Source organism: Pseudomonas sp. YY-1 (assembly GCF_002843095.1).
Classification (GTDB): Bacteria; Pseudomonadota; Gammaproteobacteria; order Pseudomonadales; family Pseudomonadaceae; genus Aquipseudomonas; species Aquipseudomonas sediminis_A.
In genome coordinates, this window is record NZ_PJLX01000003.1 from 110921 (window position 1) to 131464 (window position 20544).

Annotated in this window: 23 protein-coding genes; 16 read left to right on the forward strand and 7 right to left on the reverse strand. The window is 61.9% G+C overall.

Going from position 1 to position 20544, the window contains the following annotated elements:
- Nucleotides 1-23 precede the first annotated feature (23 nt).
- The 5 genes from CXP40_RS05635 to CXP40_RS05655 all read left to right on the forward strand — a co-directional run bounded on the left by CXP40_RS05635 (nt 24) and on the right by CXP40_RS05655 (nt 3323).
- The gene (locus CXP40_RS05635; protein WP_106732992.1) at nt 24-1055 is read left to right on the forward strand and encodes an RnfABCDGE type electron transport complex subunit D; all 1032 of its coding nucleotides are present in this window, start codon (nt 24-26) and stop codon (nt 1053-1055) included.
- Between the two features lie 2 nt (nt 1056-1057).
- Nucleotides 1058-1693: an electron transport complex subunit RsxG gene (gene rsxG, locus CXP40_RS05640; RefSeq protein ID WP_106732993.1), complete on the forward strand. Its 636-nt coding sequence runs from the start codon at nt 1058-1060 to the stop codon at nt 1691-1693.
- Nucleotides 1690-2397, forward strand: a complete 708-nt coding sequence (locus CXP40_RS05645) for an electron transport complex subunit E (protein WP_106732994.1) — start codon at nt 1690-1692, stop codon at nt 2395-2397. The genes rsxG and CXP40_RS05645 overlap by 4 nt, the downstream gene beginning before the upstream one ends.
- Complete coding sequence (gene nth / locus CXP40_RS05650; protein WP_084341346.1) at nt 2394-3032, forward strand: endonuclease III; 639 nt, start codon at nt 2394-2396, stop codon at nt 3030-3032. Before CXP40_RS05645 ends, nth begins: the two co-directional genes overlap by 4 nt.
- A gap of 111 nt (nt 3033-3143) precedes the next feature.
- Nucleotides 3144-3323 (forward strand): PA3496 family putative envelope integrity protein, encoded by a 180-nt coding sequence (locus CXP40_RS05655; protein WP_106732995.1) that lies wholly within the window; start codon nt 3144-3146, stop codon nt 3321-3323.
- 56 nt (nt 3324-3379) lie between these two features.
- Here the strand turns inward: CXP40_RS05655 and gloA are convergent, their stop codons facing one another.
- The 3 genes from gloA to CXP40_RS05670 form a co-directional block, all read right to left on the reverse strand.
- Entirely contained in the window at nt 3380-3772 is a 393-nt protein-coding gene (gloA, locus tag CXP40_RS05660) for a lactoylglutathione lyase (protein ID WP_106732996.1), read from the reverse strand.
- 68 nt (nt 3773-3840) lie between these two features.
- On the reverse strand, nt 3841-5058 hold the full coding sequence (locus CXP40_RS05665) for an argininosuccinate synthase (RefSeq protein ID WP_106732997.1): 1218 nt from the start codon (nt 5056-5058) through the stop codon (nt 3841-3843).
- A gap of 115 nt (nt 5059-5173) precedes the next feature.
- The gene (locus CXP40_RS05670) at nt 5174-6121 is read right to left on the reverse strand and encodes an OmpA family protein (RefSeq protein WP_106732998.1); all 948 of its coding nucleotides are present in this window, start codon (nt 6119-6121) and stop codon (nt 5174-5176) included.
- Nucleotides 6122-6274: 153 nt separating this feature from the next.
- On the opposite strand from CXP40_RS05670, the gene pyrC reads away from it, so the two are divergent.
- The 3 genes from pyrC to CXP40_RS05685 all read left to right on the forward strand — a co-directional run bounded on the left by pyrC (nt 6275) and on the right by CXP40_RS05685 (nt 8387).
- Nucleotides 6275-7321, forward strand: coding sequence for a dihydroorotase (pyrC, locus tag CXP40_RS05675; protein WP_106732999.1), 1047 nt, complete (start codon nt 6275-6277; stop codon nt 7319-7321).
- Entirely contained in the window at nt 7318-7992 is a 675-nt protein-coding gene (gene rnt / locus CXP40_RS05680) for a ribonuclease T (protein ID WP_099522109.1), read from the forward strand. Before pyrC ends, rnt begins: the two co-directional genes overlap by 4 nt.
- A gap of 176 nt (nt 7993-8168) precedes the next feature.
- Nucleotides 8169-8387 carry a bacterioferritin-associated ferredoxin gene (locus CXP40_RS05685; protein WP_004423711.1) on the forward strand — a complete coding sequence of 73 codons (219 nt, stop codon included), beginning with the start codon at nt 8169-8171 and terminating at the stop codon, nt 8385-8387.
- A 70-nt stretch (nt 8388-8457) separates the two neighbouring features.
- Here the strand turns inward: CXP40_RS05685 and CXP40_RS05690 are convergent, their stop codons facing one another.
- Together CXP40_RS05690 and CXP40_RS05695 are read right to left on the reverse strand one after the other, a co-directional pair.
- Nucleotides 8458-8829, reverse strand: coding sequence for a DUF5064 family protein (locus CXP40_RS05690; protein ID WP_106733000.1), 372 nt, complete (start codon nt 8827-8829; stop codon nt 8458-8460).
- A 94-nt stretch (nt 8830-8923) separates the two neighbouring features.
- Nucleotides 8924-9241, reverse strand: coding sequence for a DUF2288 domain-containing protein (locus CXP40_RS05695; protein WP_106733001.1), 318 nt, complete (start codon nt 9239-9241; stop codon nt 8924-8926).
- Between the two features lie 295 nt (nt 9242-9536).
- Here CXP40_RS05695 and CXP40_RS05700 point away from each other — a divergent pair, with 295 nt between their 5' ends.
- The 6 genes from CXP40_RS05700 to CXP40_RS05725 all read left to right on the forward strand — a co-directional run bounded on the left by CXP40_RS05700 (nt 9537) and on the right by CXP40_RS05725 (nt 16229).
- Entirely contained in the window at nt 9537-10658 is a 1122-nt protein-coding gene (locus tag CXP40_RS05700; protein ID WP_064494292.1) for a branched-chain amino acid ABC transporter substrate-binding protein, read from the forward strand.
- Between the two features lie 115 nt (nt 10659-10773).
- Nucleotides 10774-11697, forward strand: a complete 924-nt coding sequence (gene livH, locus CXP40_RS05705) for a high-affinity branched-chain amino acid ABC transporter permease LivH (RefSeq protein ID WP_099522111.1) — start codon at nt 10774-10776, stop codon at nt 11695-11697.
- Nucleotides 11694-12965 carry a high-affinity branched-chain amino acid ABC transporter permease LivM gene (locus tag CXP40_RS05710; RefSeq protein WP_371916935.1) on the forward strand — a complete coding sequence of 424 codons (1272 nt, stop codon included), beginning with the start codon at nt 11694-11696 and terminating at the stop codon, nt 12963-12965. The genes livH and CXP40_RS05710 overlap by 4 nt, the downstream gene beginning before the upstream one ends.
- Complete coding sequence (gene livG, locus CXP40_RS05715) at nt 12962-13729, forward strand: high-affinity branched-chain amino acid ABC transporter ATP-binding protein LivG (protein WP_099522112.1); 768 nt, start codon at nt 12962-12964, stop codon at nt 13727-13729. Before CXP40_RS05710 ends, livG begins: the two co-directional genes overlap by 4 nt.
- A gap of 3 nt (nt 13730-13732) precedes the next feature.
- Nucleotides 13733-14434: an ABC transporter ATP-binding protein gene (locus tag CXP40_RS05720; protein WP_106733002.1), complete on the forward strand. Its 702-nt coding sequence runs from the start codon at nt 13733-13735 to the stop codon at nt 14432-14434.
- 934 nt (nt 14435-15368) lie between these two features.
- Entirely contained in the window at nt 15369-16229 is an 861-nt protein-coding gene (locus tag CXP40_RS05725; RefSeq protein WP_106733003.1) for a DUF6279 family lipoprotein, read from the forward strand.
- A gap of 22 nt (nt 16230-16251) precedes the next feature.
- On the opposite strand, the gene ung is transcribed toward CXP40_RS05725, so the two are convergent.
- Nucleotides 16252-16941: a uracil-DNA glycosylase gene (ung, locus tag CXP40_RS05730; RefSeq protein ID WP_099522114.1), complete on the reverse strand. Its 690-nt coding sequence runs from the start codon at nt 16939-16941 to the stop codon at nt 16252-16254.
- A 147-nt stretch (nt 16942-17088) separates the two neighbouring features.
- On the opposite strand from ung, the gene CXP40_RS05735 reads away from it, so the two are divergent.
- Nucleotides 17089-17904, forward strand: a complete 816-nt coding sequence (locus CXP40_RS05735) for an HDOD domain-containing protein (RefSeq protein WP_106733004.1) — start codon at nt 17089-17091, stop codon at nt 17902-17904.
- A 90-nt stretch (nt 17905-17994) separates the two neighbouring features.
- Here CXP40_RS05735 and CXP40_RS05740 read toward each other — a convergent pair whose 3' ends face one another.
- Nucleotides 17995-18870, reverse strand: coding sequence for an AraC family transcriptional regulator (locus CXP40_RS05740; protein WP_371916936.1), 876 nt, complete (start codon nt 18868-18870; stop codon nt 17995-17997).
- 130 nt (nt 18871-19000) lie between these two features.
- On the opposite strand from CXP40_RS05740, the gene CXP40_RS05745 reads away from it, so the two are divergent.
- Entirely contained in the window at nt 19001-20497 is a 1497-nt protein-coding gene (locus CXP40_RS05745; protein WP_106733006.1) for a CoA-acylating methylmalonate-semialdehyde dehydrogenase, read from the forward strand.
- Nucleotides 20498-20544 lie beyond the last annotated feature (47 nt).

Here is a 20544-nt window from a genome sequence, read left to right on the forward strand (position 1 = left end):
GCAATAGAACCACCGGAGCGCCGATGGCCCTGCCCCGCATCACATCGCCCCACGCCACGGGCAGTAACCGTACCCAGCAGGTCATGCTGCAGGTGCTGCTGGCCACCGTGCCGGGCATTCTAGCCCTGACCTGGCTGTTCGGCGCCGGCACCCTGTTCAATCTGGTCTGGGCCAGCCTCTGCGCCCTGGGTTTCGAGGCTGCGCTGCTATCCGCACGCAAGCGTCCGCTGGCGTTCTTCCTCAAGGACTACAGCGCCCTGGTCACCGCCGTGTTGCTGGCCCTGGCCCTGCCGCCCTACTCGCCCTGGTGGCTGACGCTGATCGCCTGCGGCTTCGCCATCGGCTTCGGCAAGCAGCTCTATGGCGGCCTCGGGCAGAACCCGTTCAACCCGGCCATGGTCGGCTACGTGGTGGTGCTGATCTCCTTCCCCGTCGACATGACCAGTTGGCCCGCGCCGCATGGTGTCGCTGCACTGGACGGCATCAAGCACATCCTCGGCATCGCCAATCTCCCGGATGGCTGGGCTCAGGCCACCGCGCTGGACGCGCTGAAAGTGAACAAAAGTCTGACCATCGAAGAGCTACACGCCAGCAACCCCGCCTTCGGCCATTTCGGCGGAGCCGGCAGCGAGGCGGTCAACCTGGCGTTTCTCGCTGGTGGCCTGTATCTGCTACACAAGCGCCTGATCACCTGGCATGCGCCAGTGGGCATGCTCGCCGCGCTGTTCGTTATGAGCCTGCTGTTCTGGAACGGCAGTGGTTCGGACTCCAACGGCTCGCCGCTGTTCCACCTGCTCACCGGCGCCACCATGCTCGGCGCCTTCTTCATCGTCACCGACCCGGTATCCGGCGCTACCAGCAATCGCGGGCGCCTGGTGTTCGGCATCGGTGTCGGCGTGCTGGTCTACGTGATCCGCACCTGGGGCGGTTACCCGGATGCAGTGGCCTTCGCCGTGCTGCTGATGAACCTGGCGGCGCCGACCATCGACTACTACACCCGGCCGCGCAGCTACGGCCACCGCAAGCCCAATAGTGGCTTTAAGCTGGGAGAATGAGCATGCTGCCGGAAATCAGCCGCTCGATGCTGAAGAACGCCCTGGTACTCGGTCTGTTCGCCATCGGTACCGTCGGCACCGTCGCCCTGCTGCAACAGGGCACAGCCGAGCGTATCGCCAATGCCGAGCGCGAAGCTCAGGTACGCGCCCTGGCCGAGATTCTGCCGGCCGGCAGCTACGACAATCACTTGCTGGATAACCGCATCGAACTCAACGCCCCCGAGCTGGGCCACCGCAGCCCACAGTCAGCCTATCTGGCACTCAAGAGCGGTGAGCCCAGCGCGCTGATCCTGCCGGTGACCGCTCCGGACGGCTACAGCGGCGCCATCCACCTGTTGGTCGGCATCTTCGCCGATGGCCGCCTGGCTGGCGTACGCGTGCTCAGCCATAAGGAAACGCCTGGACTGGGGGACAAGATCGAACTGGCCAAGAGCGACTGGATACGCAGCTTCGAAGGCAAATCCCTGGATAACCCTGGCGAAGACGGCTGGGCTGTGAAGAAGGATCGCGGCGACTTCGACCAGTTCGCCGGCGCCACCATCACCCCGCGCTCCGTGGTCAAGGCCGTGCATGGCGCCCTGCGCTATTTCGACACACACCGCGCCCAATTGCTGGGCCTGGCGAAGGACGAGCAATGACCAGTTATCGCGAAATCAGCCTCAACGGTCTGTGGAAGAACAATCCCGCGCTGGTGCAGTTGCTCGGCCTCTGCCCGCTACTTGGGGTGAGCAACTCCACGGTCAACGCACTAGGCCTGGCCCTGGCCAGCGCGGTGGTGCTGGTGTGCTCGAACACCGCCGTATCGCTGGTACGCGGCGTGGTCAACACCGCTGTGCGCCTGCCCGCCTTCGTCATGATCATCGCCGCATTGACCACCTGCATCGAACTGCTGATGCAGGCCTACACCTACGAGCTGTACCAGATCCTCGGCATCTTCATCCCGCTGATTACCACCAACTGCGTGATCCTCGGCCGCGCCGACGGCTTCGCTGCCAAGCACGATCCGGCCCGCGCCGCCTACGACGGCCTGATGATGGGCCTGGGCTTCGGCACCGTGCTGGTGCTGATCGGCGCCATCCGTGAGCTGCTTGGCACTGGCGCACTGTTCGCCAACATGCACCTGCTGTTCGGCCCGATTGCCGCCGACTGGAAACTCACCTTGGTGCACGATTACCGCGGCTTCCTGCTGGCCATCCTGCCACCGGGCGCGTTCATCGTTCTAGGCCTGCTGATCGCCGGCAAGAACCGCATCGACCAGATCGCCGCCGAACGAGCCAAGGCCGCCGCGCCCGAGCAGCCTGCCCAAAGCCGCCGCGTTCGCGTTACCGGAGTCATAGAATGAACGCAGCCAAACGCCAGGAAATCTTCCGTCGCCTGCACGAAGACAACCCCGAGCCGAAAACCGAGCTGGCCTACAGCACCCCCTTCGAGCTGCTGGTGGCGGTAACGCTTTCGGCCCAGGCCACCGACGTCAGTGTCAACAAGGCCACGGCCAAGCTGTTTCCCGTGGCCAACACGCCGGAGGCGATCTACGCCCTGGGCGTCGAGGGTCTTTCCGAGTACATCAAGACCATCGGCCTGTACAACAGCAAGGCGAAGAACGTCATCGAGGCCTGCCGCCTCCTTATCGAGAAGCACGGCAGTGTGGTGCCGGACAACCGCGAAGACCTCGAAGCCCTGCCCGGCGTCGGCCGCAAGACCGCCAACGTGGTACTCAACACGGCGTTTCGCCAGTTGGCTATGGCCGTGGACACGCATATTTTCCGCGTCAGCAACCGCACTGGTATCGCGCCAGGCAAGAACGTGGTCGAGGTAGAAAAGAAGCTGCTCAAGTTCGTGCCCAAGGATTACCTGCTCGACGCCCACCATTGGTTGATCCTGCACGGGCGCTACGTCTGCACCGCGCGCAAACCGCGTTGTGGCGCCTGCCGCATCGAAGACCTGTGCGAGTACAAGGCGAAAACCTCCGACGATTGATCGACCATAGAATCTGGCGATCTCCTGATTGAAAAAATCTTTTTTACCCGCTCAATTTTTGTCGCTATAAGGTGCGCAAATGGCCCCAGTCACTGGCCTGGAGTGGAATAGATGAGCACTGACAAAGAAGACCTCGAACTGGACGAAGACTTTGTCGCGGAAGAATCGGACGATACCGAGCCTGCGGTGGAAGTCGCCAAGACCAATCTGACCAAGCGTCGCATCATCGACAACTTCCTCGAAGAGCGTCGCCTGCACAAACAGCTGGCCGAATACGATTTCGATATCTGAGTATCGAGCTGCACAGAAGAAGCCCCGCTGATTGCGGGGCTTTTCGTATGTCTCGATCAGACGCGGCGAGACGGTGAAAGCAGTTCGATCTTGTAACCGTCCGGGTCCTCGACGAAGGCCAGGATGCTCGTGCCGTGCTTCATCGGGCCCGGCTCACGGGTGATCTTGCCGCCACGGCCGCGAATATCCTCGCAGGCCTTGTAGACATCCTCGACTTCCAGAGCGATATGGCCGTAGCCGGTGCCGAGCTCGTAGTGCTCGACGCCCCAGTTGTGGGTCAGCTCGATCACGCTGTTGTGCGCCTCGTCGCCGTAGCCGACGAAGGCCAGAGTGAACTGCCCATCCGGGTAGTCCTTACGGCGCAGCAAAGTCATGCCCAGCACTTCGGTGTAGAAGGCAATGGACTTGTCCAGATCGCCGACGCGCAGCATGGTGTGCAGCAGTCTCATCAGGTTGTACTCCTAAAAAGCAGAACCCCGGCACATGGCCGGGGTTCTTGTGGCGCAGGTGGCTGAGCTTAGACCAGCTTGCGGCCCTTGCCTGCAGCAATACGCATACGCAGAGCGTTGAGCTTAATGAAGCCTGCCGCGTCCTGCTGGTTGTAGGCGCCGCCATCTTCCTCGAAGGTCGCGATGTTGGCATCGAACAGCGAATCGTCGGACTTGCGGCCAGTGACGATGACGTTGCCCTTGTACAGTTTCAGGCGGACCACGCCGTTCACATTGGCCTGGGAGGCGTCGATCATCTGTTGCAGCATCAGACGCTCCGGGCTCCACCAGAAACCGTTGTAGATCAGGCTGGCGTATTTCGGCATCAGCTCGTCTTTCAGGTGAGCCACTTCGCGGTCGAGGGTGATCGACTCGATAGCGCGGTGGGCCTTGAGCATGATGGTGCCGCCGGGGGTCTCGTAGCAGCCACGGGACTTCATGCCGACGAAGCGGTTCTCGACGATGTCCAGACGGCCGATGCCGTTCTCGCCGCCGATGCGATTCAGTTCGGCCAGCACGGTGGCCGGGGTCATGGCTTTGCCGTCGATGGCGACAATGTCACCGGCCTTGTAGGTCAGCTCGATATAAGTTGGTGCGTCCGGCGCTGCCTCAGGGGAAACAGTCCATTTCCACATGTCTTCTTCGTGCTCGGTCCAGGTGTCTTCCAGCACGCCACCTTCATAGGAGATGTGCAGCAGGTTGGCATCCATGGAGTACGGCGATTTTTTCTTGCCGTGGCGCTCGATCGGGATGGCGTGCTTCTCGGCGTAGTCCATCAGCTTCTCGCGCGACAGCAGGTCCCACTCGCGCCATGGGGCGATGACTTTCACACCCGGCTTCAGCGCATAAGCGCCCAGCTCGAAACGCACCTGGTCGTTGCCCTTGCCGGTAGCACCGTGGGAGATGGCGTCAGCGCCGGTCTCGTTGGCGATTTCGATCAGGCGCTTGGCGATCAGCGGGCGGGCGATGGAGGTACCCAGCAGGTACTCGCCTTCGTAGACGGTGTTGGCGCGGAACATCGGGTAGACGAAATCGCGGACGAACTCTTCGCGCAGGTCGTCGATGTAGATTTCCTTGACGCCCATTGCCTGAGCCTTGGCGCGGGCCGGCTCGACCTCTTCACCTTGGCCGAGATCGGCGGTGAAGGTCACCACTTCACAGTTGTAGGTATCTTGCAGCCACTTGAGGATCACCGAGGTGTCCAGGCCACCGGAATAGGCCAGAACTACCTTTTTGACGTCCGCCATGCCATCACTCCACGGGTTGTACGGTAAAACCCGTGATTCTACTGGCCTCGCGCCTCAATTTACAGGGGCGCGACAGCTTGTGATGACGAAGCGACGGGAAGAATCGGCCTTTTTTCTAGGAAGGCGTACTTCCGGCCGGGTCAACCGGGGGGCTCGGTGGAGCGGTCTGCGGTGCGCTCTGTACCGGGGCGTCCGACGCGGGCATACGATCCAGGCGCAGGGTCGCACGGCGATTCTTGGCGCGATTGGCTTCGTTGTTGTTCGGCACCAGCGGGTAGCGCTCGCCGTGAAAGCGCATGGTGATCTGCTCGACCGGTATGCCGCCGGCCACCAGATACTCCTGCACGGCCAGCGCGCGGCGGCGTGACAGGTCACGATTGGTCAGGCGATTGCCGCTGTTGTCGGCATGGCCGTCGATCTGGAAGCTGTTGATGGTGGGGTCGGCCTTGACGAAGTCGAGGATGATATCGAGCTTGGCCTTGGCCATCGGATCGAGATCAATGCCACCACCGGGAAAGCCAATCTGCGCCTGGCGAATCTGATCGAAATTGACCGGCAGCAGCTTGGCGGTACAGGCCTGGTAATCATCATAGGCCTTGTGAAACTTGACCGGCAGCAGCCGCACTTCCAGGTTATCGCCGCCATTGAGCGTGCGGTGACGTACCACCGGGCTGCGCCCTTCGAGCAAGCCGGTGAGCAGGCGCGAGCCCTGCTCCTGCGAGCTGTTGAACGGCACCTCGCCATTACCGACGCTGACCACCCCCAGGTTGATATCGCCGCGTCCTGGCTGCCAGGGCGCCGCCGCCGCCAATAAGGTCGCCGAACCGGCGCCCATCCAGCGCTCACGCGCCTTGAGGCGGAAGGTGACCTGCTCGCCAGCACGGCGCACGAACTCACCACTGCCGAAATTGCTGATCGGCTGACTCAGGCGACATTCGAACTGATCGCCCTCGACCGTCCACTCCACCTTTTCCAGCCGCGTCTGGAAACTGATGGCATGCGCTGGCAGGCACAAGGGCATGCCAGCCAGCAGGCTGATCAGAAGGAAATTGGGCGCACGCACGGTCGACTCCACGGCGGTTCACGGCATTCTCACGGGGTATCGGTCAGGCGCGCGGAAACTTGACACCCTGCGCGCGATTGTCGCGTCGGCGCGAGCGCGAACAGGCGCTTTTCAGTTACCATGCGGCCACGTTTTACCCGCCTGGAAGCCTCCATGTCCGACCGCCTGACTCTCCTGCGTCCCGATGACTGGCACATTCACCTGCGCGACGGCGCGGTGCTGCCACACACCGTCGGCGATGCCGCGCGCACTTTCGGCCGCGCCATCATCATGCCCAACCTGGTACCGCCGGTACGCAATGCCGCCGAGGCCGATGCCTATCGTCAGCGTATTCTCGCTGCACGCCCAGCTGGCAGCCGCTTCGAGCCGCTGATGGTGCTCTACCTCACCGACAACACCAGCCCCGAGGACGTGCGTGCGGCCAAGGCCAGCGGTTTCGTGCATGCCGCCAAGCTCTATCCGGCCGGCGCCACCACCAATTCCGACTCGGGCGTCACCAGCATCGACAAGATCTTCCCGGCCCTCGAAGCCATGGCCGAAGTCGGCATGCTGCTGCTGGTGCATGGCGAAGTGACTCGCGCCGAGATCGACGTGTTCGACCGCGAGAAAGCCTTCATCGACGAGCACCTCACCCGTGTGGTCGAGCGCTTCCCGACACTGAAAGTAGTGTTCGAGCACATCACTACCCGCGACGCGGTGCAGTTCGTCGAGGCCACCTCGGCCAACGTCGGCGCCACCATCACCGCGCATCACCTGCTGTACAACCGCAACCACATGCTGGTCGGCGGCATTCGCCCGCACTTCTATTGCCTGCCGATTCTCAAGCGCAATGTGCACCAGGAAGCCCTGCTCGACGCGGCCACCAGCGGTAACGCCAAGTTCTTACTCGGCACCGACTCGGCGCCACACGTCAAGCACGCCAAGGAAGCCGCCTGCGGCTGCGCCGGCTGCTACACCGCCTATGCAGCCATCGAGCTGTATGCCGAAGCCTTCGAACAGCGCAACGCGCTGGACAAGCTGGAAGCCTTCGCCAGCTTCCACGGCCCGGACTTCTACGGCATGCCGCGCAACAGCGACAGCATCACCCTGGTACGCGAAGAGTGGACCGTACCGGCTACTCTGCCGCTGGGCGACAACAGCGTGGTGCCGCTGCGCGCTGGCGAAACCCTGCGCTGGAAATTGCTGGAGGCTCAGGCGTGAGCGAAGACAACTACGACGACGAACTCGAGCCGAGCCTGCCGTCCGGCCCGCGCACGCCCATGGCAGCGCGCTTTCGCGGTTATCTGCCGGTTGTGGTGGATGTGGAGACCGGCGGTTTCAACTGCGCCACCGATGCCCTGCTGGAAATCGCCGCGACCACCATCGCCATGGACGAGAGCGGCTTTCTGTATCCGGATCACACCCACTTCTTCCGCATCGAACCCTTCGAAGGCGCCAATATCGAACAAGCCGCGCTGGAATTCACCGGCATCAAGCTCGACCATCCGCTGCGCATGGCCGTCAGCGAGGAGCACGCGCTGGGGGAAATCTTCAAGGGCCTGCGCAAGTCGATCAAATCGGCTGGCTGCAAGCGCGCGATCCTGGTCGGCCATAACAGCAGCTTCGACCTGGGTTTCCTCAATGCCGCGGTGGCGCGCTGTGGCATCAAGCGCAATCCCTTCCATCCGTTCTCCAGCTTCGACACCGCGACCCTCGCCGGTCTCGCTTATGGCCAGACCGTGCTGGCCAAAGCCTGCCAGACCGCCGGTATCGAGTTCGATGGCAAGGAAGCACACTCGGCGCGCTACGACACCGAGAAGACCGCTGAGCTGTTCTGCGGCATCGTCAACCGCTGGAAGGAAATGGGCGGCTGGGACGAGTTCGATCAGTAACACGCAATCTCTCGCGTACATTAAAAAACCGGCCCAGGCCGGTTTTTTAATGTCTGGCCAACGGCCGAAAACCGTTCGTCAGACACTGCGAGCATTCGCAATAGATCTTTGACAAGCATTCTCATTAACATTAGTATCCGATCCATCGAACAGAACCATCAAGACGAGCCTTGCTTATGTACGTCTGCCTCTGTGAAGGTGTCACCGATACTCAAATCCGCGATGCGGTCTACGAGGGCTGCTGCAGCTATCGTGAAGTACGCGGCACACTCGGCATCGCCAGCCAGTGTGGCAAGTGCGCTTGCCTGGCCAAGCAGGTCGTACGCGAAACCATCGCCGAAGTGCAAAGTAGCCAAGCCTCGCTGGCCTACCCTGCAGGTTTCGTCGCAGCCTGAAATACGCCCCCGAAAATGAAAAACCGGATCTCAGCATCCGGTTTTTTTTCGTCCTCGAACAGCCATAGGGTTACGCCAGGCCGTCGCGCTCCAGGTGGTCGAGGTCCACCGCTTCACCCGGCTTGGCGTGCAGCTTGGCGCGAATGTCCTCGAAGATCGCATCGTATTCGGCATGGGCACGCATGATCGGGCTGTGATTGGGCGGCAAGCCATGCTTGGCCACCAGGCGGGAGATCACGCTGGCGAAGTTGAACGCGGTATCGCGATGCATCTCGAAGACTTCCTCGAATGCCCTGCCCTCTATCTCGCCCACCAGGCGCCCATGCAGCATGGGCCCTTCTTGCGAGTCCTTGCGCACCTCATAGTAGAAATCGATGCTGTAACCAGGTTGCCCGCCCAGACCGAGCGGGTTGCTGCGATGCAGATGACCAGGTTCGAACATGGGGCTCACTCCTTTGCCATAGCGCTGCAAGGGCTCCCTCCCGGGAGCATGCGAAGAGTCTAGCTCGGTGCTCACAGCCCAGCAGCGCGCTATTTCAGTGCAGGGCCGAATCCCCTGCTCGTTCCTGTACCAACACCCAGGGGGCGACCACGACTGCCCACAACTGCGGATCACGCGAAAGCAGGTCTTCGGCGCGTGAGTCTTCGAGCTTGCACAACAGGCCTTGGTTCATCCATTGCGCAACGCGAGCCTGATCGTTCTCGGCCACGGCCTGCGCGACCGCCACCAGATCCTCGCCACCCTCGACCCAGAGTAGCGCACCGCGAGCGAAGAACGGCTGCAGTTCCTGCCAACGAATCGGCGCTGTCTCACCGAGCAGCTTGGCATAGAGGGTGCTAGATTGATCCGTCATGGTGTGTCCCGTGTCGATGGCTTTGAATGCAGGCGCGCAATGATAGCGTCGGCAATTGCCCTGGCAAACGCGCGACGCTCGCCAGCCGACCCAGGCCACGCCGTTTTTCTATACATTCCTTGCAATTTAGCGACAACCCCACGTTTCGCCTCCAGCTGCCGGCTTTTCAAGGCGCAAATCCGCGCTCTACACTGTTCCGGTACAGTTGCCGGAGGCATTACCGGGGTCACTGACCCGGTTCTGCAGCTTCGGCCGCAAGAACTACAACAACGAAAAACACAAGAGTGGAGCACTCATGAACAAGGCTACTAAGCAGATTTCCAAGCTGTTCGCTGCAATGGCACTGGCGGGGGCGGCCAGCTATTCGATGGCGGCCGACAACATCAAGATCGGCCTGGCCGGTCCGGTGACCGGTGCTGTTGCTCAATACGGTGAGATGCAATTCATCGGCGCCAAGATGGCCATCGAGCAGATCAACAAGGCCGGCGGCGTGAACGGCGCCCAGCTCGAAGGCGTGGTCTACGACGACGCTTGCGATCCGAAGCAGGCCGTTGCCGTGGCCAACAAAATCGTCAACGACGGCGTCAAGTTCGTGGTTGGTCACCTGTGCTCCAGCTCCACTCAGCCGGCTTCGGACATCTACGAAGACGAAGGCATCCTGATGATCACCGCGGCTTCCACCAGCCCGGACATCACCGCTCGTGGCTACGAGCTGGTCTTCCGCACCATCGGTCTGGACAGCCTGCAAGGCCCGACCGCCGGTAACTTCATCGCCGACCACATCAAGCCGAAGAACGTTGCTGTCATCCACGACAAGCAGCAGTACGGCGAAGGTATCGCCACCGCGGTCAAGCAGACCCTGGAAAGCAAAGGCGTGAAGGTTTCCCTGTTCGAAGGCATCAACGCCGGCGATAAGGACTTCTCCGCGCTGATTGCCAAGCTCAACCAGGCAGGCGTCGACTTCGTCTACTACGGCGGCTACCACCCAGAGCTGGGCCTGCTGCTGCGCCAGACCAAAGAGCGTGGCCTGAACGTCAAGTTCATGGGTCCGGAAGGCGTGGGTAACAAGGAAATCTCGGCCATCGCTGGCCCGGCTTCCGAAGGCCTGCTGGTCACCCTGCCGAAGTCCTTCGACCAGGATCCGAAGAACCAGGCGCTGGTCGAGGCCTTCAAGGCCAAGAACGAAGACCCGAGCGGTCCGTTCGTGTTCCCGGCCTACGCTGCCGTTCAAGTCATCGCCGAAGGCATCGAGAAGGCAGGCGACACCGATACCGCCAAGGTAGCGGCTGCACTGCGCGCCAACAGCTTCGACACCCCTACCGGTTCCCTGGGCTTCGACGAGAAGGGTGACCTGAAGGACTTCAGCTTCGTGGTGTACGAGTGGCACCAGGACGGCACCAAGTCCGAAGCCAAGTAAGCTTCCTGTCTGAGCCAAAGCCCACTGCGCGAGCAGTGGGCTTTGTTTATTAGAAGAATTCCGGCCTCGCGCTGCGCCACAAGCGCCGCTTTACGCGCTGCCCAGGAGTTAGGCAATGCCTGATCTTTATCACTACCTACAACAGCTGATCAATGGCCTGACCATTGGCAGTACCTATGCCCTGATCGCCATCGGCTACACCATGGTCTACGGCATCATCGGCATGATCAACTTCGCCCACGGCGAGGTTTACATGATTGGCTCGTACGTAGCCTTCACCGTTATCGCCGGCCTCGCCATGTTCGGCCTGGAAGCAGTGCCCTTCGTGATGATCGCGGCCTTCGCTGCCACCATGATCGTCACCAGCGCCTACGGCTACAGCATCGAACGGGTGGCCTACCGCCCCCTGCGCGGCGGCAACCGTCTGATCCCGCTGATCTCCGCGATCGGTATGTCGATCTTCTTGCAGAACGCGATATTGCTTTCGCAAGACTCCAAGGACAAAGCCATTCCCAACCTGCTGCCCGGCAATTTCATCCTCGGTGAAAGCGCGGCCAACGGCGTGGTGGTGTCCTACATGCAGGTGCTGATCTTCATCGTCACCTTCGTCACCATGATCGGTCTGACCCTGTTCATCTCCCGTTCTCGCCTGGGCCGCGCCTGCCGCGCCTGCGCCGAAGACCTGAAGATGGCCAACCTGCTCGGTATCAATACCAACAACATCATTGCCCTGACCTTCGTCATCGGTGCGGCACTGGCTGCCATCGCCTCGGTACTGCTGGGCATGAACTACGGAGTGATCAACCCGCACCTGGGCTTCCTCGCCGGCATCAAGGCCTTCACCGCTGCGGTACTCGGTGGTATCGGCAGCATTCCTGGCGCGGTGCTCGGCGGCCTGCTGCTGGGCGTGGCTGAAGCCTTCGGCGCCGATATCTTCGGTGATCAATACAAGGACGTCGTTGCATTCAGCCTGCTGGTGCTGGTGCTGCTGTTCCGCCCGACCGGCATCCTCGGCCGTCCCGAGGTGGAAAAAGTATGAGCACCGCTATTACCAAGAATCTCAAATCCGCGGTTTTCAGCGCCCTGCTGGTGCTGATCATTTCCTACCCGGTACTTGGCCTGAAACTCTCCACCGTCGGCATCAGCCTGCGCGTGGAAGGCGCCACCGCCTTCGAACTCTGGTGTATCGGCGGCGCTGCTACGCTGATTTTCCTCTGGCAATTGCTGCGCGACCGGCTGACCCCGGCCTGGGCCAAACTGCCCAAGCTGCCCAGCGGTTCCGGCGAGATCGGTAACTTCCTCACCCTACCCTCCACCCAGCGCTGGATCATTCTGGCGATGGTTATGGTGGCGCTGGTGTGGCCGTTCTTCGCCAGCCGCGGTTCGGTGGATATCGCCACGCTGATCCTGATCTACGTGATGCTCGGCCTCGGCCTGAACATCGTGGTCGGCCTCGCCGGCCTGCTCGATCTGGGCTACGTCGGCTTCTACGCCGTCGGCGCCTACAGCTACGCGATTCTGGCCCACTACTTCGGTCTGGGCTTCTGGCTCTGTCTGCCGCTGGCCGGCATGATGGCTGCGCTGTTCGGCTTCCTCCTGGGCTTCCCGGTGCTGCGCCTGCGCGGCGACTACCTGGCCATCGTGACCCTGGGCTTCGGCGAGATCATCCGCATCCTGCTGCGTAACCTCACCGAACTGACCGGTGGCCCCAACGGCCTGAGCATCGCCAACGAGAACAAACCGACGCTGTTCGGTCTGTCCTTCGAGCGCCGTGTGCCGGCCGACATGCCGACCTTCCATGGCTACTTCGAAATCGCCTACAACTCGCAGTACAAGGTGATCTTCCTCTACCTGATCGCCCTGCTGCTGGTGTTGCTGACCCTGTTTTTGGTCAACCGCCTGCTGCGTATGCCGATCGGCCGCGCCTGGGAAGCACTGCGTGAAGACGAAATCGCCTGCCGCGCGCTGGGCCTGAACCCCACCGTGATCAAGCTCTCGGCCTTTACCATCGGCGCCAGCCTGGCCGGTTTCGCCGGCAGCTTCTTCGCTGCGCGCCAGGGTCTGGTGACGCCGGAGTCGTTCACCTTCATCGAGTCAGCGATGATCCTCGCCATCGTCGTGCTCGGCGGCATGGGCTCGCAGCTGGGCGTGATCCTCGCTGCCATCGTCATGGTGATGCTGCAGGAAATGCGTGAGCTGAGCGAGTACCGCATGCTGATCTTCGGCCTGGTCATGATCTTCATGATGATCTGGCGCCCGCAAGGGTTGCTGCCGATGCAACGTCCCCACCTGGAGCTGAAGCGATGAGCCGCACGATTCTCGAAGTAAGCGGCCTGTCCATGCGTTTCGGCGGTCTGCTGGCCGTCAACGGGGTGGGCCTGAACGTCAAGGAAAAGCAGGTGGTCTCGATGATCGGCCCGAACGGCGCCGGCAAGACCACCGTATTCAACTGCCTGACCGGTTTCTACCAGCCGAGTTCGGGCAGCATCCGTCTCAACGGCGAAGCAATCGAAGGCCTGCCGGGGCACAAGATCGCGCGCAAGGGCGTAGTGCGCACCTTCCAGAACGTGCGTCTGTTCAAGGACATGACCGCAGTGGAAAACCTGCTGATCGCCCAACACCGCCACCTCAACACCAGCTACCTGGCGGGCCTGTTCAAGACGCCAAGCTTTCGCCGCAGCGAACGTGAAGCCATGGACTTTGCCGGCTACTGGCTGGAGAAGGTCAACCTGGTGGACTTTGCCAATCGCGAAGCCGGCACACTCGCCTACGGTCAACAACGTCGCCTGGAAATCGCCCGCTGCATGATGACCCGTCCGAGCATCCTCATGCTCGACGAGCCAGCCGCTGGTCTGAACCCGCGCGAAACGGAAGACCTGAAAGAGTTGATCGGCGTGCTGCGCGACGAACACAACGTCACCGTACTGCTGATCGAGCACGACATGAAGCTGGTGATGAGCATTTCCGACCACATCTACGTGATCAACCAGGGCACTCCCCTGGCCGACGGCACGCCGGACGACATCCGCAACAACCCGGACGTGATCAAAGCCTATCTGGGGGAGGCGTAATCCATGCTGAGCTTCAATAACGTCTCAACCTTCTACGGCAAGATCCAGGCCCTGCACGAGGTCAGCATCGAAGTGCAGAAAGGCGAGATCGTCACCCTGATCGGCGCCAACGGCGCCGGCAAGTCGACCCTGCTGATGACCCTGTGCGGCAACCCGCGCGCCACCAGTGGCAGCATCCGCTACCTGGGCGAAGAGCTGGTGGGCATGGATACCCCGGAGATCATGCGCAAGAGCATCGCCATCGTGCCGGAAGGCCGTCGCGTGTTCGCCCGCCTGACCGTCGAGGAAAACCTGGCCATGGGCGGTTTCTTCGGTGACAAGGCGGACAATCAGGAGCAACTGGACAAGGTCCTGCACCTGTTTCCGCGCCTGAAGGAACGCTTCGCCCAGCGCGCCGGCACCATGAGCGGCGGCGAGCAGCAAATGCTCGCCATCGGTCGTGCGTTGATGAGCAAGCCCAACCTGCTGCTGCTCGACGAGCCGTCGCTGGGTCTGGCGCCGATCATCATCCAGCAGATCTTCGACATCATCGAGCAACTGCGCAAAGACGGCGTGACCGTGTTCCTGGTCGAGCAGAACGCCAACCAGGCGCTGAAACTGGCAGATCGCGGCTACGTGCTGGAGAACGGCCATATCGTCATGCGCGGCAGCGGTGAAGAACTGCTCAACGACCCCAAGGTACGCGACGCCTACCTTGGCGGCTAAGCGTTACCAGCGACATCGGAACCGCCCTTCGGGGCGGTTTTTTATTGGTTATTCCTATTTGGATGCGTTTGACACTGGACTAGTAAATTTGTGTGTTTTTTGCGCTATTTACGTCCGAGCAAAGATCATTGACGTGTCGATCTTTCGTCTTGGTTTCGCCCCTCACGGGCGGGTCACTTTCTCTTGTTTGCCCAAGAGAAAGTAACCAAAGAGAAGGGTACCCCGACATCCGAGCTAGGCGCCCCCGCCCTGCTACGCCGGGGTTCCCTCGCTCCATCACCCCCTCCAGGGGCGCGCCACGAAGGGCCATCCCTGGCCCATCGTGGCTCTCGCGACATCCATGTCGCTCAACCCCTTACGCGGTGATTCCACTCGGCCTCCTGAAGGGGACTTGGGCGTCATCAGTGAGATCGTGGTGAAAAAGCAAAAGCCAGACGCCGCTGAGTTTAATTACGCAAAGATTACGCAGGCTCGCGAACTGGTCCCCTTCAGGAGGCCGAGCGGAGGTGTTGCGTAGGGGAGCGAGCCGCATGGATGCGGCGAGAGGCTTAAAGGGCCAGGGATGGCCCTTGTAAGCCGGCCCCCGGAGCAGCACCGAAGCGAGGGAAGTTTCGCGCAGCGAAACCCGGATGTCGGGGTGCCCTTCTTTGGCACACCTTTCTTGGGCAAGCAAGAAAGGTGTGGCGCCCGTGAGGGGCGCAACCCAAACGTTCGGCGCACGCACTAATGGAGAGTGCTAAGTCCCCTGAGCAATACGCACACAAACTTACTAGTCCGGTATCAATCCGCATTTTCCCAACCCATGCAAAGAACCTCTCCTTTTGAGCCCGATCCAAACCTCACATCACCGAACTCTTAAGCGAATATTTCCACCCTCTTGCGTCAAATGTACCGAGTATTAGTCTCAACAACTCTGCCCTCGCGAGCCCAGATCATGCGCAAGCCTCTGCTCCTGCTATTGGCCATCACCCTGCTGCTGGGCGCGTGCAGCCGTGTCGGCCTGGCCTATCGCAACCTCGATTGGCTGATCCCATGGAAGCTCAGCGACTATGTAGCACTGACCAGCGAACAGAGCGCCTGGCTCAAACCCCAGCTGCAAGAACATTTGGCCTGGCATTGCAGCGTCGAGCTGCCGCGCTATCTCGACTGGCTGCAACGCAGCCAGCAGGCACTGAGCAGCCGTGACAGCGAGCTGATGGCCAGCCAGTTGGCCGACTTCGAACAAGCCATGCAACGCATCGCCGTGGAAATAACCCCCAGCACCATCGAGCTGCTGCGTGGCCTCAGCCCGCGTCAGGTCGATCAGCTATTGGCGGCCATGGACGAGCAGAACACCAAGCTGCGTGAGGAGTTTCTCGAGCCGCCCGTGCAGGAGCAGATCAGCCGTCGCGCCGAGCGTATGGAAGAGCGTCTGCAACCCTGGTTCGGCACCCTGAACCCCGAGCAGCGCGAGCTGGTGCAGAGCTGGGCACAGGGCTTGGGTGAACAGAATCAGGTCTGGCTGGAAAACCGCATTGCCTGGCAGCAGGCGCTGCGTGAGGCGCTGGAAGTGCGCCGTGGCGACGACTTCGCTGCGCGCATGACCGCCCTGCTGCAACAGCGCGAGCGTTTCTACACCAGCGCCTACCAGGCCAGCTTTGATAAGAATCGTCAGGCGATGGCCGAGATGATCGTCGACCTGGTCGCCCAGGCTGACTCAAAACAGATGGCGCGAGCCGACAAGCGCCTGAAAAGCCTTCACGCCGATCTGGCTGCGCAGCAATGCACGGCTGATCAGGCAGTTGCGCGGCGCTAAGCAGGACTCGTCGGCAGCGGGCTCAGAGCGCCGGCAAGCGCCAGTCGATGGGCGTCATGCCATTCTGGCTGAGGAACTGATTGCAACGGCTGAAGTGACCGTTACCAATGAAGCCGCGATGCGCCGACAACGGTGACGGGTGCGGCGAGCGCAGCACCAGGTGCTTGGTCGGGTCGATCAGGCGCTGCTTGCCCTGGGCGTGGCTGCCCCAGAGCAGGAACACCAGCTTGTCCTGATGCTCGCTGACCACTTCGATCACCCGGTCGGTAAAGAACTGCCAGCCCTTGCCCGCGTGCGAGCCGGCGTTGGCGCGCTCGACGGTCAACGAGGTGTTGAGCAGCAGCACGCCCTGATCGGCCCAGCTCTGCAGGTAACCATGGGCCGGGATGTCGATATTGAGGTCGCGCTTGAGCTCCTTGTAGATATTCACCAGCGACGGCGGCGTCTGCACGCCCGGCTGCACGGAGAAGCACAGGCCATGGGCCTGACCGGGACCGTGGTAAGGGTCCTGGCCGATGATCACCACCTTGACCTGATCCAGCGGCGTGGAATTGAGCGCATTGAAGATCAGTGGGCCCGGCGGATAGATTTCCTTGCCGGCCGCCTTCTCCGCCTGCAGGAACGCACGCAGCTCGCTCATGTAAGGCTTGTCGAACTCCTCACGCAGCGCGTGTTTCCAGCTGGCTTCGAGCTTGATGCGATCGTCGGTCATGCGGTTTTCCTGCAGGGTCAAAACAAGTGCAGGCACGCTAGTGAAGGGGGCCGGGCAAGTCAAGGCAACAGCAGTGCATCGGCTTTAGGCCAAGGCTCTGCTAGCATCTCAATACGCCGCTGCGGTTCCACGGAAGCCCCCGCCATCATGTCGCTGTACCCCGAAGCAATCCGCTTCGCCCTGCTCACCCGTTTTCTCAAAGGTCAGGCAAAAGTGCCGCAAATGCCGGAAGCGGCCATGCGCATTCGCCAACTGCTGGACGACCCACGCACCTCGCTGGAACAACTGGCGCGGGTGATCAACAGTGATCCCCCGCTGGCCGCCTATCTCATGCAGTTCGCCGAAAGCCCGTTGATTCGTGGCGCTCGGCCCTGCGTGTCGATGCGCGACCTGCTCGCCCGAATCGGCACTCGCCAACTCGGCACCCTGGTACTGGGGTTCACCGCGCGTAATCTCTTCTCCAGCAAGGAAAAAGCCTTGCAGCAAGCCTTCCGCCAGCGCTGGCGCAAGGCTCGCGAACGTGCCGCGTTCTGTGCCGCCCTGGCGCAGCGCTGCAACCAGCCACTCGATGAAGCCATGCTCGCAGGCCTGCTGCAGGATATCGGCAGCCTGCCATTGCTCGCGGAGCTGGAGCACTGGCAGGACTTCCCGCGTGATGCCGAGCACCTGGATGGGCTCTGCGATTACCTCTCCGGCGACATCGGTGCACTGGTGCTGACACGCTGGCAGGTACCGACCACGCTGATCGAGTGCGCCAGGCAACGTAACAAATGGCTGCACGATCACGACGGCGAAGCCGACCTGACCGACCTGGTGCTGCTGGCCAGCGCGTTGCAGATACAACCGGCGAACCTGTCCGAGCCCCTGCCCGCGCAGCGCCGGCTGGGGTTTGAACAACCACTGGCCAGCCTGCGCGAAGAGCTACTGGCCGAGCAACAGCTGTGGCTGCGCATGCTGGCCTGAGCGCCTCTGGCCGATAGATCACGTTGCCTTGAATACCCAGGCGGTACTCAGGGCGCAACCTGCCCCGAGCAAGATATGTCGGGCCCTCACCTACCCCTGATGCAGTGCCCGGTAATGACTGGGCGCCATGCCCACCACCTTGCGAAACAGCCGTGAGAAGTAATAGGGATCGTCGTAGCCAAGCTGCTCGGCGACCTGGCGCACTTCGGCGTCGCCACGATCGAGCAGACGGCAGGCCAGGGCCATCTTCAACTGGATGAAGTCCTGGATCGGCGCATGGCCGGTCAGCGCGCGGTAGGTCTTGGCGAAATGAAAGCGCGACAGCTTGAACTGTGCAGCCAGCTCATCGAGGTTGAGGCTGCCATGCAGATGCTCGCGCATCACCGCCTGCACCGCCTCGACATCCAGCACGCGGCCGGACTTGAGGTTGACCCGCGCCGGCAGCACGGCCAGCGAGCTGAGCATCGCCTGCAAACGGTGCGCAGCGTGGATGAAGGGCAAGATGTTGAGGCCCTGGCGCTGCAAGCCCAGCAACGCCTCGAAATCGCCGATCAGCCGGGGCTGCACGCCGATGCGCCGCAGCGTTTGCGTGCCCAGCAGGCGCAGGAAGTCTTCGCCAAAGCAGCCGTCGAAGTGCACCCAGTAGATCGTCCAAGGGTTATGAAGGTCAGCGCCATAGGCATGCGCAGCGTCCTTGGGCAGCAGCAGCAAATCGCCAGCAGCGACCTCAAATCGTCCATCCGATGTTTCCAACCACCCCTTGCCCGAGCGGCAGTAGATCAGCAGATGATCATCCGGTTGCGCGCGGCGCATCTGGTGACCGGTTGCATCGGGGTAGAAGCCTATGGCCAATGGATAGCACCCAGCGCTCAAGGCATGGCGCGCCAGCAGGCGGCGCAGGCGCGGTGGCGTGATGAAGCGTTGCCCACCGACAGGCAACGGCCAATTGGAGGTTTCCACCCGCATTCCCACCACACCACTCCTTGCCGCTCTGACCGAATGACAAGATCGTCCATCCCAAGCCCAAGATCGTCAATCCACAAACGGGCATCCAATGGCTATAAAAGGTCCCATACAAGAACAACAGGAGGCGACCATGCCCCGCACGCTACCGCAACTGATCGACGGCCAATGGCAAACCAGCCAGGCTCGTGAGCTGATCGAAGTCACCGACCCGACCACCCAAGAGGTGATCGCCCTCGCCCCCAAGGCCACTGCCGAGGAAATCGAGGCTGCGGTGGCCGGTGCGCAGAAAGCCTTCCTCGCCTGGCGCGAGGTGCCGGTATCGGAGCGCGCCCGTCTGATGCTGCGCTACCAGCACCTGCTCAAGGAACACCACGACGAGCTGGCGGAGATTCTCGCGGCGGAAACCGGCAAGACCTTCGCCGACGCCAAGGGCGACGTCTGGCGCGGCATCGAAGTGGCCGAACATGCAGCCAATATCGCCAGCCTGATGATGGGCGAGACGGTGGAGAACGTCGCCCGCGAGATCGACACCGCCAGCTGGATCCAGCCGCTGGGCGTGTGCGTCGGCATCACCCCGTTCAACTTCCCGGCGATGATCCCTCTGTGGATGTTTCCGCTGGCCATCGCCTGCGGCAATAGCTTCATTCTCAAACCCTCGGAACAGGACCCGATGACGCCCAATCGTCTTGCCGAGTTGTTCCTCGAAGCCGGCGCGCCGGCCGGCGTGCTGCAGGTGCTGCATGGCGGGCGTGAGCAGGTCGATGCGCTGCTGGTGCATCCGCTGGTACGCGCGGTGTCCTTCGTCGGTTCAGTCGCGGTGGGCCAACATGTCTATCGCACCGGCACACAGCACCTGAAGCGCGTGCAGGCCTTTGCCGGGGCGAAGAACCACATGGTGATCATGCCGGATGCACCCAAGGATCAAGTGATCAGCAATCTGCTCGGCGCCAGTTGTGGCGCCGCCGGGCAGCGCTGCATGGCCATCAGCGTGGCGGTGTTCGTCGGTGAATCGAAACAATGGATCGATGAGCTGGCCGAACAGATGGCCGCGCTGCGCCCTGGTCATTGGCAGGACAGCGGCGCCGCCTACGGCCCGCTGATCAGCCCGCAGGCACGCCAGCGCGTGTTGCACCTGATCGAACAAGGCAAGGCCGAAGGCGCCGAGTGTCTGCTCGACGGCTCGCAATGCAAGGTAGACGGTTACCCGAACGGCAACTGGGTCGGGCCAACGCTGTTCCGTGGCGTGACCACGGAGATGGGCCTGTACCGCGAGGAAATCTTCGGCCCGGTGCTGGTGTGCATGGAGGTTGCGACCCTGGAAGAAGCCATCGAACTGGTCAACGCCAGCCCCTATGGCAACGGCACCAGCCTGTTCACCCGCTCCGGAGGCGCTGCTCGGCATTTCCAGCACGCGGTTGAAGTCGGCCAGGTGGGTATCAACGTCCCGATTCCGGTACCGCTGCCGTTCTTCTCCTTCACTGGCTGGAAGGGCTCGTTCTACGGCGACCTGCACGCCTACGGCAAGCAGGCGGTGCGTTTCTACACCGAGACCAAGACCGTGACCAGCCGCTGGTTCGACGACACACCGCTCGGCGATGGCCCGAACATGACCATTTCACTGAAGTGAGAACTGGGTGAGCGTTTCTTAGACTAATAGACGATCACTCGAACTGG